General features: G+C 55.3%; 10 protein-coding genes. 4 read left to right on the forward strand and 6 right to left on the reverse strand.

The window, feature by feature from the left end; translation table 11 throughout:
- Nucleotides 1-223 precede the first annotated feature (223 nt).
- From V6D20_20825 to V6D20_20845, 5 genes are all read right to left on the reverse strand, one after another.
- Entirely contained in the window at nt 224-580 is a 357-nt protein-coding gene (locus V6D20_20825; protein ID HEY9818224.1) for a hypothetical protein, read from the reverse strand.
- Between the two features lie 83 nt (nt 581-663).
- The gene (locus V6D20_20830) at nt 664-1,557 is read right to left on the reverse strand and encodes an ABC transporter permease (protein ID HEY9818225.1); all 894 of its coding nucleotides are present in this window, start codon (nt 1,555-1,557) and stop codon (nt 664-666) included.
- A 133-nt stretch (nt 1,558-1,690) separates the two neighbouring features.
- Nucleotides 1,691-2,710, reverse strand: coding sequence for an ABC transporter ATP-binding protein (locus V6D20_20835; GenBank protein ID HEY9818226.1), 1,020 nt, complete (start codon nt 2,708-2,710; stop codon nt 1,691-1,693).
- A gap of 116 nt (nt 2,711-2,826) precedes the next feature.
- On the reverse strand, nt 2,827-3,822 hold the full coding sequence (locus V6D20_20840; protein HEY9818227.1) for a heme o synthase: 996 nt from the start codon (nt 3,820-3,822) through the stop codon (nt 2,827-2,829).
- Nucleotides 3,823-3,919: 97 nt separating this feature from the next.
- Complete coding sequence (locus V6D20_20845) at nt 3,920-4,885, reverse strand: heme A synthase (protein HEY9818228.1); 966 nt, start codon at nt 4,883-4,885, stop codon at nt 3,920-3,922.
- A gap of 806 nt (nt 4,886-5,691) precedes the next feature.
- Between V6D20_20845 and V6D20_20850 the strand changes: the two genes are divergently transcribed.
- From V6D20_20850 to V6D20_20865, 4 genes are all read left to right on the forward strand, one after another.
- Nucleotides 5,692-6,705 carry a cytochrome c oxidase subunit II gene (locus V6D20_20850; GenBank protein ID HEY9818229.1) on the forward strand — a complete coding sequence of 338 codons (1,014 nt, stop codon included), beginning with the start codon at nt 5,692-5,694 and terminating at the stop codon, nt 6,703-6,705.
- Nucleotides 6,706-6,777: 72 nt separating this feature from the next.
- Nucleotides 6,778-8,439 (forward strand): cytochrome c oxidase subunit I, encoded by a 1,662-nt coding sequence (ctaD, locus tag V6D20_20855; GenBank protein ID HEY9818230.1) that lies wholly within the window; start codon nt 6,778-6,780, stop codon nt 8,437-8,439.
- A gap of 101 nt (nt 8,440-8,540) precedes the next feature.
- Complete coding sequence (locus V6D20_20860) at nt 8,541-9,158, forward strand: heme-copper oxidase subunit III (protein HEY9818231.1); 618 nt, start codon at nt 8,541-8,543, stop codon at nt 9,156-9,158.
- A gap of 545 nt (nt 9,159-9,703) precedes the next feature.
- A complete protein-coding gene (locus V6D20_20865; GenBank protein ID HEY9818232.1) occupies nt 9,704-11,284 on the forward strand; it encodes a TM0106 family RecB-like putative nuclease in 1,581 nt (526 codons plus the stop codon).
- Nucleotides 11,285-11,366: 82 nt separating this feature from the next.
- Here V6D20_20865 and V6D20_20870 read toward each other — a convergent pair.
- The coding region (locus V6D20_20870; protein HEY9818233.1) for a histidinol-phosphate transaminase at nt 11,367-11,963 on the reverse strand (597 nt) is incomplete at its 5' end.

The following is an 11,963-nucleotide window of genomic DNA, read 5'->3' on the forward strand; positions in this document are numbered from 1 at the left end:
AATCTTGGCCCGTACCTATTCTGAAGCAAATGGTGGGATGGCTACTAAGCGGCATCGCCATTTCCATGGGAGCCGGATTCTGGTACAACTTGCTTGGAAATGTGATGCGAGTGAGGAACACCGGCGAGCCGCCGAAATCTTAGCAAATCAGGGCTTTGCAATCTCAAGACCCTTGAGCTGGTCTACAAGATCATCAAGGTTTGACCAAGTTCTCGAGCAAGCTCTAGTTTTCGCTAGGTGCCTGGGTGTCTTGGTCTTCCTGTTGCTGCATCCGGCGGAGTTGTTCGGCGCGGAAGTCGGTGGCGGCGTTGTCAATATTATTTCGTTGCTGATTATAGAACTGCTGAGGCGATTGCCCGTTGTTCAGGTTCATGCGGTGGTAGATATCAAACAAGCTGCCGCCGTTGTTGTTGTCTAGAATATTGCCGCTGCCGCTGTCTTGGGTGCGTAGCCCCTCAAGGGGAGCGAGGTCAGAGGAGGTTTGGGCGATCGCTGTCCCGGCTGCCAACAGGAGGCTGCTGGTTGCCAGCAACCCTAAGGCTGTACGACGGAGGAATCGAATGGTGGAGACTGTTGCCATGGTCATCAATAGTTGGAGAAGACGTGAACTACATTAAGAGACGCTGGACGCCTTGAATTTGCTCCCAGCCTACTAGGTTGCTTTTAAGAAAGGGTGCGTTTGAGGGTGGAGCGAACGGCTAAAAGGGCGATCGCATCAAAGACGACGAGTACCGCTAGGGCCGCCACCATGGAGACTGCCCCAAAGGGAGCCTGCATCACCACGCTGGTCAGCGACCAATCGCCGTGGGTGTAGATATAGCGGATGGGCTCAATGGCGTAGCTGAGGGGATTGAGAGTTGCTACCACCTGCAGCCAAGCAGGCATAAAGGAGAGGGGTGCGAGGGCGGTGCTGGCGAATAGGAGCGGTAGGTTGGTGACAAAAATGACGGCGATCAGCTCCACATGTCCTGGTAAGGAGAAGGCCAATCCCAAACTTAGGGCGGTGACGCCCAACACCAGCAGCAGGACGATGGCAGTGACCAGCAGCAGTCCCCCTAGACCGGGCAATCCTGCGCCTAGGAAAGCGCTGGTGCCGACAATGGCAGCGGTTTGGATCAGGCTGAGGGTGGCAATGAACAGAGCTGAGGCCAAGACAATGGACAGCCGCGAGGCCAAGGGAGCCACGAGCAGGCGGTTGAGAAAGCCAAACTCGCGGTCAAACATCACTGGCAGCCCGGCATTCAGCGCACCGCCAAAGGCTGTGAAGACAATGATGCCAGCTCCCAAAAACTGTCCATAATTATCGCTTTCACCAAAGAGGCCGCGGGGAACATTCTGGAACAGTGCCCCAAAGAGTACCAACCACATCAACGGCTGGATCACTCCAGCAATCAGGGTCGTTGGGCGGCGCTGAAGCTGAATGAAGAGGCGGCGGGTGAGGGCTGCCGTTTCTTGGACAAATTCAGAGGAGAACAGACCTGGGAGGGCGATCGCTTCCGGGATCGTCGAGGCCGTAACCTCGGGTGATGAGACTTGGGGGGTTACCGTACGTGTCATAGGAATTAGCCGTGCAGTTCAGCGGGGATCAACAATCAACTACTCAATCAACTACGCCATCAATGATTCAATATCACACTATCAACCTTGCTCCGCATTCGTGTGGGTAGCAACGGGCGAGAGCGAGAGAACCTTAGCGCATATTTTGCTTGCGCTCTGCTTTGGGATCTCGACGGCTGGCGGCTGCAAGTTCTGCATCCATCAGGGTTTTCCCGGTGGCTGCTAGGTAGACATCATCTAGGCTAGGGCGAGACTGAGAGATGCCGAAGGTGGGGAGCCCGGCTTGGTGTAGAGCCTGTTGAACGGTGGTCAGGGCATCGCTTTGGGGCGTCACAATTAGGTTCAGAGAGTTGCCCTGGGCAGGGTTGACGATAACTTCTTGTACGCAGTCCACAGATTTCAGGGCAGATTTTGCCGTTTCGACTTCATCAACTGGAGTAAATTCGCGGATGCGTAGGGTGATGCGATCGCCCCCGAGCTGATCCTTGAGGTCGGATGGCCGGCCGGTAGCCAGGACGGTGCCGTTGTCAATAATCGCTACGCGGTCGGCGAGGGCGTCTACTTCTTCTAGGTAATGGCTGGTGATCAGAATGGTGGTGCCCTGCTCGCGCAACTGACGCAGAAAGTTCCAAACAATCACGCGGCTTTCAATATCCAGACCCACGGTGGGTTCGTCTAACACCAGCACATGGGGCTGATGGAGTAGTCCTGCGGCCAAGTCTAGGCGTTTGCGGATGCCGCCGGAGTAGGTGCCGCTGCGCTGGTCAATCCATTCTGTGAGCCCCAGCAGGTCAATCATGTGGTGAATGCGATCGCTGCTCTGCTGGGATGGCAGATGGTAAAGAGCGGCCTGGAGCTGGAGCAATTCTCGCCCGGTGAGCACCTTGTCGATGGCTACTTCTTGAGCCACGTATCCCAGAAGCTGTCGGGCCCGTTTGGGATGGTCTAAGACTGAAATCCCGGACACCTCCACAGTACCGGCATCTGGTGTGGTGAGGGTACAAAGGCAGCGGAGGGTGGTGGTTTTGCCAGACCCGTTGGGGCCCAGTAGCCCAAAAATCTCCCCTGGCTCGACTTGCAGGGAGACGTTCTGAACAGCGTTAACGGAACCGTAGCATTTTTGCAGATTTTGAATGCAAATAGCAGGCGTCATGGGTTTCCTAGCGTGATGCATCAGTGGTGATCGGCGATCGCTTGGGGATCATGTCCGTAAATGCGATCGCCATCACATGAAAGACTCTGCCTTCTATTCTAAAGTGTGAAGCTTTTTTACGGGACGTGAATTTGATTAATCGGCACAGCGCTGACGACCATATCAATGGTTTCCGTAAGCTGGCCCACGAAGGCGTGGGTGGCCGGCAAGCTATCCACGGCCATGCCCGCCGACAGCAACATCATATAGAAGATGGAGTATTTGAAGAGCGATCGTGCCAATTGTAGATCCGCTGGCTCCTGCAACAACGCCCAGGCCTTGCCCACAAAAATCCCGCCCAGGATTAGCGCCGACAGGGCGTAAAAGGCACCCAGAACGCCAAAGGGATAGACCAGCAGCAGGGTTACGGGAACGAGCAGCAGGGTATAGACCCAAATCTGCCGAGCGGTGGATACTTCGCCGTGGATCACCGGCAGCATGGGGACACCGACCTTAGCATAGTCCTCGCGGATCATCATCGCTAGGGCCCAAAAATGGGGAGGAGTCCACAGGAAAATGATGACGAAGTAAATCCAGGCGGGCCAGCCCACATCGCCGGTTACCGCAGCCCAACCCACGAGGGGAGGAATGGCACCAGCAGCGCCGCCGATCACAATATTTTGGGTGCTGTGGCGCTTCAGCCAGTGGGTGTAGACCAGCACATAGGTGACGATCCCAGACATGGCCAGGCAGGCGCTCAGCAAATTGGCAAAGACCGTCAGCAGAGTAAAGGAGATGACGGCTAGGGCAATGGCAAACACCAGCGCATCGCGGGGCTGCACCCGTCCTGACGGCAGGGGGCGATGGCGGGTGCGCTCCATGTCATAGTCAATGTCGCGATCGTAGAGACAGTTGATGGTATTGGCGGCAGCGGCGGCCAAGGCCCCGCTCAGCAGCGTTACCAGCAAGAGGATGGGATCAACCTGGCCTTCGGCTGCCATCCACATACTGCCAGCGGTGGTAATCAGCAGCAGGATAATAATGCGTGGCTTGGTGAGCTGCCAATAGCTGCGGAGCACCTGCCAGATGTTGGTATGGTGCCGAGGGGATGGATGTAAGACAGATTCATGCATTCAGTTCAAGTCCCAAGGGTTCGCAACGGTAGAAATCGGGGAGGAAAGTTTGGTGAGGATAGCAACGTTGGTGAGGCTGCCAAGGGGTGGAGATCGCTCAGGCTCCCACGCGATCGCCCAGCGAAATGGAGGGAAGACAGCGATCGCGGCTGCCTAGCACCGTGAAGCAGACGAGGGTACCTAGGAGGGCCGCGCCAACGGCTTGGTGGGCAACGGTGAGCAGCTCAATTTGCAGGTGAGCATAAAACGTGGATAGACCCAGACCCACCTGGATGCAAAGCAGCGCCAGAGCCATGAAGCCTAACTGCCGCAGGCTCGCCTGCAGGGCCGGGGTGCGCCAAACACCAATCACCAAAATCAAGGTGCCTAGGCTGGCGGGGATCACGCCCAAGACATGGCTTTGCAGCACTGTGCAAAAGGTATTGCCACCGGCTAAACATTGGTGGAGAGCCCAGCGGGATCCGACTAGCGCCCCCGTGATGCTCTGGGTGTAGATCAGCAGAGCCGCAACTAGGCTGACTTGGGGCCAATTGCCCACGGTGCCGGTGCGCTGATAGGGCAAGAGCAAACTTGCCATCACCAGCAGGGTAATAAAAAATAGCAGGGCTGTCCCGAGGTGGGCGGTGACAATGTCAAACCGCAGGAGTTGGGTGACAGTCAGAGCGCCTAACAGTCCCTGAGCCATAATCAGCCCTAAGGCTAGCATTGCCCCCCAGGGTACCCACTTGGGCAAGGCGGCTCGCTGCCATAGGCTGTAGACCACCAACGCGATCGCCATGACCCCGATCAAGGCAGCATCTAGGCGATGGAACCACTCCAAAAAGACTTGGAGGTTCATCTGCTGACTGGGAAAGAGGGTGCCGTAGCACAGCGGCCAATCGGGACAGGCTAAGCCGGCATTCATGACGCGGGTGGCGCTGCCAATGGCCATGAGGATCCAGGTGGCGATCGCCATTTTCCATAGCAAGCGCCGCACCCGATCCGTCGGCAGCGGTTTCGCTCTAGAGGGGGTTGCTAAGGCCGTTGAGGCTGAGATAGTGGGCTGCAGGATGGAGTCTGTCATGCAAGCGTCTCCAAAGTCACCATAGATTCGGAATAGATTCGAGTTGAAGGGTTCCTTGCGGGGAACAGGTCGTCAGACGGTTATATCTAGATGATTCAGACCTAGTGCGATGCTGCGTTGGGCTGAGTGGAGCCAAGGTTGACAGCTCAGTGCTGAAAAGTGTGAAGAAGGTTTAAGAGATACCACGTTCTGATCTAGCGTCTGACCCCTACACTTTAATGACTCTATTCGGCTCTGGGGAAAGCTTTTGGAATTTCTTCGGATTGTGGGGTAAAAATCCCATTGTTTCTACAGAAAATCTTTAGAAATGATTGTTCGTAAAGCGCAGGACTTTGTTACGTGTTGCAATATCTCTAGAATGCGTTCAAATAAGTTGTAGCGATCGCCACACTTTAGCTGCTGTCTACCGCGCTGGATCTAGGGAAAAGATTAAAGATGCCTTACAACGCTCCCGAAAACCAAAGGACTGCTTTAACGTGGTAAGCGTAGTGGCTTCTCGCGGTAGAACGACTACGACTCTGCGTTCTGGGTATCCTTGATGCTGAACTTGATCCTAAACGGTCATACCTAAACGGTCATATTCTGTAGCGCCTCTGAAGGGTTTCAGGTGACGCGATAGGTGCATTTGACATCGAGAGGTGGCAGGCAGGGGCAGGGCGATCGCTTTCATCTCACCCGTACAGTCTTGCTGTTCTATTGAGCGATCGCTGTATCCAAACCCGCAATCCTAAGCATCTGCTCAGATCCTCAAGGTTCAGTCTCTCAACACCGTTCCACCGTTTGCCGAATTCTCAACACCAATAACTGTGAATATTCCGAGTAGTATTGCCACCATGCTGGCGGGCATAGCCCTAACCCTAGTGAGCCTGTGGTATGGACAAAACCATGGGCTGCTGCCTGTCGCCGCTTCCAACGAAGCCTTACTGGTTGACGGCTTATTCAACACCATGATGACCATCTCCATCGGGCTGTTTCTGCTCGTGGAAGGCGTTCTGATCATTGCGATCTTGCGATTCCGCCGCGCTAAAGACGACACCACCGATGGCCCGGATATTGATGGCAACATTCCCCTAGAAATTGTCTGGACAGGCATTCCAGCGGTGATTGTGTTGGTCATTGGGGTCTATAGTTTTGACGTATATTCCCAGATGGGCGGCTTTGATCCCAACGCTGCGGGGGATCCTGCGGTCACCCAGGTGGCCATGACGGGGGATGACGAGTATGGGGCTCCTTTGATGAATGGCAGCAGTCCCCATGGCGGTCACCACCATATGGCGCTAGGGATTGGCGCATCACCGGAAAAGGCTGGGCAGATGGCCGATCTCACCGTTGATGTGATGGGGCTGCAATATGCCTGGATCTTCACCTACCCGGACACAGGGATCATCTCGGGTGAGCTGCATGTGCCCCAAGGCAAGGATGTTCGGCTGAAGCTTAAGGCCCAGGACGTCATTCACGCCTTTTGGCTACCTGAGTTTCGCCTCAAGCAGGATGCTATTCCTGGACGAGATTCTGAACTGCGATTTACCCCAACCCGGGCCGGTGACTATCCGGTCATCTGTGCTGAGCTTTGTGGTGCTTACCACGGCTCGATGGTGACGCGCATGTATGTGGACACCCCGGAGGAGTTTGAAGCTTGGAAGCAGCAACAAATTGCTAGCCGCCCAGATATCAATGAGGTAATTGCCTCCCTCGATCGCCCCCGTACGGATGTGGATTACCTCACGCCCTACGCCGACGATATGGGTTTGGAGCCCGAAATGTTGCGATCGCTCCATGAGTCCCACACAGGGGCTGAGGAGCTGACCCAATCGCTCTAAGCCTTAAGAGGCTCTTAAAGCTAGCCTGCCTACGATCCATTGCAGACCTTGACGTGACTTGATAACTGACGCATGACACAAGTTGATATTCCAGCGTCCGTCCCCGCCCAACCTGCACACCATGCGGAAGCAGAACGCAAGTGGACGGACTTCTTTACATTCAATAGTGACCACAAGGTCATTGGTATTCAATACCTCGTTACCTCGTTTGTGTTTTATCTGATCGGTGGAGCGTTGGCCACCGCCATTCGTACTGAGTTGGCTACCCCGCCGTCGGACTTTGTCAGCCCCGATTTTTACAATGGCATGTTGACGCTGCACGGCACCATCATGATCTTTTTGTGGGTGGTGCCTGCCGGGGCCGGTTTGGCCAACTACTTGATCCCGTTGATGATTGGGGCCAAGGACATGGCGTTTCCCAAAATCAACGCCCTCGCCTTTTGGATGATTGTGGTGGGTGGTGCGCTGCTGCTCTCTAGTTTTTGGCTAGAAACGCCCCAGTCTGGCTGGACGTCCTACCCGCCCCTGAGCTTGGTCTCGGGCAAGGTGGGGGAAGGCATCTGGATTTTTAGCCTGCTGATTTTGGGTACCTCGTCGATCCTCGGGGCGCTCAACTTTGTGGTGACGATCATCAAAATGCGGGTGCCCTCTATGGGCATTTACCAAATGCCGCTGTTTTGCTGGTCGATGCTGGCTGCTGGTTTGCTGATTCTCACCGGCACCCCAGTTCTAGCGGGAGCGCTGATTTTGCTGGCGTTTGACCTATTGGCCGGCACCGCCTTCTTCAACCCCACCGGCGGTGGCGATCCGGTGGTCTATCAGCATATGTTTTGGTTCTACTCCCACCCAGCGGTCTACATCATGATTCTGCCGCTGTTTGGGGCGATTTCCGAAATCTTGCCGGTGCATTCCCGTAAGCCGATCTTTGGCTATCGAGCGATCGCTTACTCCAGCATGATCATCAGCTTCCTAGGGCTAATTGTCTGGGCCCACCACATGTTCACCAGCGGTACACCAGCCTGGCTGCGCATGTTCTTTATGATCGCCACCATGATCATTGCCGTACCGACGGGGATCAAGGTCTTTGGTTGGCTAGCGACCATCTGGGGCGGCAAGATTCAGTTGAACAGCGCCATGCTGTTTGCCCTAGGATTTATCGCCACCTTTGTGATCGGCGGTATTACCGGGGTGATGATTGCTTCCGTACCCTTTGACATTCACGTCCACGATACCTACTTCATCGTGGCCCACATTCACTACGTCCTGTTTGGCGGATCGGTGTTTGGCATCTATGCTGCCCTCTACCACTGGTTCCCCAAAATGACGGGGCGTATGATGAATGAAACCTGGGGACGCATTCACTTTGGTCTGACCTTCGTCGGCATGAACCTCACCTTTATGCCCATGCATGAACTCGGGCTGCTGGGGATGAACCGCCGGGTGGCGATGTATGATCCCCGCTTTGCGGATTTGAATGTGCTTTGCACCATCGGTAGCTACATTTTGGCGGTGTCTACGGTGCCGTTCATTGTGAATGCGCTGTGGTCTTGGTTTAAGGGCAAGCCGGCTGGGGATAACCCTTGGAATGCGCTCACTCTAGAGTGGCAAACCACGTCGCCACCTGCGATTGAGAACTTTGAGGGCATTCCTGTGCTGACAACCGGCCCTTACGATTACGGCAAAAACAACGAAGCCCTTGAGGCTTCATCAGACACCCCAGTGCTTTCTAGCTAGGGCGATCGCGATCGCTTGTTCTAGATCCCTGGTTCGACCTATAAAGGCAGGCGATCGCATCCCACTTGTATTGACCCCATTGGAATCATCCCCATACCACTATGCAAGGTTCTACGATTGATACGGCCCAGTCGCCGCTCAACTATCCCTCGGAAGCGGGCGGTCACCACGAAGACCATCCCGACCACCGCATTTTCGGCATCCTCGTGTTTCTGTTTGCAGAAGGCATGATTTTTGCCGGCCTGTTTTTGGCCTATCTCACCTTTCGGGCCGTGACCCCCGTTTGGCCGCCAGCGGGTACCCCAGAGCGGGAGCTGCTGCTGCCGGGCATTAATACCCTGATTTTGATCGCCAGTAGCTTTGTGCTCCATCGGGGTGATACGGCGATTAAAAATAACGACACCAAGGGAATGCGTCTCTGGTTTGGCATCACAGCGGTGATGGGCGCGATCTTCCTGGCTGGGCAGCTCTATGAATACAGCAACTTAGAGTTTGGTCTGAAGACGAATCTCTACGCCAGCACCTTCTACGTACTCACCGGCTTCCACGGTCTACACGTCTTGTTTGGTTTAGTGCTGATTTTGGCGGTGCTCTGGCGATCGCGTCAGGAAGGACATTATTCCAGCAGCAGCCATTTTGGCATCGAAGCAGCGGAGATCTACTGGCACTTCGTTGATGTCATTTGGATCATTCTGTTTTTGCTGCTCTACCTGTTGTAGCTAACGGCCGCGTTTTCCAACGGGCCGTCTAAGGGGTATGGGGGGCGATCGGGCGATCGCTCTTCGTAACTTCCGTCAGACACTGGAAGATCTGCTAGCGGGCTGTTAGCATAGGAGCAAGCTTGATTAGCTCTAGGTCGAACTCATGCCTAGATTGCTCTGGATGAGTTTGATGTCTGGTTGACTGACGAAACTTCGAAGACCCTCACCCCAAACCCCTCTCCCAGGACGGTAGAGGGGCTCTAGAGAAACTTTTCTTTCTACTTTTCTCCCTTGGTGGCAGAAGGTTTTGGGGGATAAGGGGAAGTGATGGGTCAGTCCATCATTTGATCTATGAATGACCTCTGTGATCTTGGTTGAAGACGTGATAGTTCAGCTTCTGGATTGGATTTCTCCTCCGGTTAGACCCGCTCAGCCCGTTCCGATGAACGGTGGTACTGTGCTGAGCCCTTGTTCTTGTCCGATGACGACGACCTTTGACGGCTAAGCCCCACCGACTCAGTATTGACGGGGCTGAGTCACAACGGTCAGCCTCGAATGTTTCCATGCCTACCCCCAGTGAGCGATCGCCCCGTATCGATACACCATCGGCGACTGCCCCCCTATGGGTAACGGATGACCTGCTTTTTCACTACCAGCGCTGCAACCGCCGGGCCTTTTTAGATACCTACGGGGATGCCAGCCGCCGGGATACGCCCAACGATTATTTGGCCAAGCTGCGCCAAGATAGCGTTGAATATCAGCTTGCGGTGATGGAAGATGCTCCGATTCAGCGTCCCCGCTATCCTCGGCGAGACTGGGCTGCTGGGGCAGAAGCAACCCTGGATCTGATGCGCCAAGGCGTGGATCGCATTGCCTACGGTGTGCTGACCATGCCCTACGGCGATCGCGTGCAGTTGGTCAGTTGTCCTAAGATGCTCGTGCGCCAGCCCGGCGCTTCGATCTTTGGCGACTGGATGTATGTACCCACGGATATCAAGCTGGGTAAGCGTCCCAAAACGGATTACCAAGTGGTGGCAGCGTTCCATGCTTTTGTGTTGACCCAGGTGCAGGGGGCGGCTCCAGACACGAGCTGGCTAGTGTTGCGGGAGCGATCGCCCTATGCCGTGAAGTTAGAGGAATGGCTGCTGCGCCTGGATGAAGTCCTAGAAGGCTGTGTAGCGATGCTGTTAGAGCAAGCTGAGCCAGAGGTGTTCATTGCCCGCAACCGTTGTGATCTGTGCCATTGGTTTAGCCATTGCTATGGTATTGCCCAAACCAAGCAGCATCTTTCCCTCTTGCCAGGGGTGACGCCTAGTCGCTATCAACAGCTTGAAGAATTGCAGTTAATCCATGTAGAAGCCCTAGCAGCCATGGATGCTAGCCAGCTCGAAGGCTTGCCGGGGTTTGGGGTGGTGGTGGCCCGTAAAATGGTGCGCCAAGCCCAGTCCTTGCTCTACGACATTGCCCTGCCCTACTCAGCAGATCCCCATCAATCCCTCGATACCCTAGATGGGCTATTGCTCACGCCCGAGGAGCTACCCACTGCGCCGGTGGAGCTGTATTTTGACATTGAAGCCGCCCCCGAACATGATCTGATCTACCTGCATGGGGTGCTGGTGGTGGATCGGCAGGCGGGCACCGAGGTGTTCCATCCGCTCCTAGCTGAGCATCCTGACCAAGAAGCGGCGATCTGGTACCAGTTTCTCGACTTAGTGTGGCGCTATCCCGATGCGCCCATTTTCCACTTCTGTCCCTATGAGGTGCAAACGGTGAAACGGCTCGCCCATCGCTATCCCGTGGAGGGAGATTGGCTATTGCCGCTGCTCTCCCGGTTTGTAGACCTACACGAACGGATTACCCGCGTGGCTACCATGCCCGTGGAAAGCTATGCCCTCAAGTCTATTGCCCGCTGGATTGGCTTTAGCTGGCGGGATGCCGATGCGAACGGGGCTCAGGCGATTTACTGGTATGACCAGTGGATGACCACCGGCGATCGCACCTATCTCGACACCATCCTGCGCTACAACGAAGACGACTGCATCGCCACCTACCGCGTCAAAGATTGGCTGACTGACTTCGTGCGCCAAGTAGCTCTGCAAGGTCGCCGTACCCGCAAGCGATCGCGTTCTAGCCTCCGCGCCTGAAGACTGCCGTAGTTGTGTGGTGGACAGTGCCCACTTTTTCTCAAGCTACGGGTCAAACCTCTTGCCTCAAGCACCCGATCGATCACAGCAGCGAACTCAGGGCTTCGATCAGCAGGTCGTTTTGGTCATCGGTGCCGACGGTGATTCGCAGTTTGTTCTCCAGACCCGAATGGTTGAAGTAGCGCACTAAAATGCCGCGATCCTTCAATCCTTGGTAGAGCGCGCCTGCATTGCCGTGGGGCGGGACGGTGACCAGCAAAAAATTGGTTTGCACATGCTCAGGCACTTGAAAGCCAAGCTGCTTCAGGGCGATCGCTAAGGTTTGTCGAGAGGCTTTCACCTTGGCTGCACAGGCATCTTTGTAGGCCTGATCCCGCATGGCGGCTGCACCCACGAGACAAGCGATCGCATCGACGTTGTAGCTGTCTTTGATTTTGAATAATCCGCTTAAGAGCAATGGTTGGGCCAGACCAAACCCGAGCCGTAGGCCTGCCAGGGAATAGCCCTTGGACAACGTGCGGCTGATGATCACATTCTCAAACTCATGCACCAGAGACAGCGCCGTCTCTTCAGCAAAGTCTACGTAGGCTTCATCCACCACCAAGATTCCCGATAGCCCGGCCGCAAGCTGGCGCAGATCGGCGATAGGTGCCGAATAGCCTGAGGGACTGTTGGGTGA

This window comes from Candidatus Obscuribacterales bacterium (assembly GCA_036703605.1).
In the GTDB taxonomy this organism is placed as follows: domain Bacteria; phylum Cyanobacteriota; class Cyanobacteriia; order RECH01; family RECH01; genus RECH01.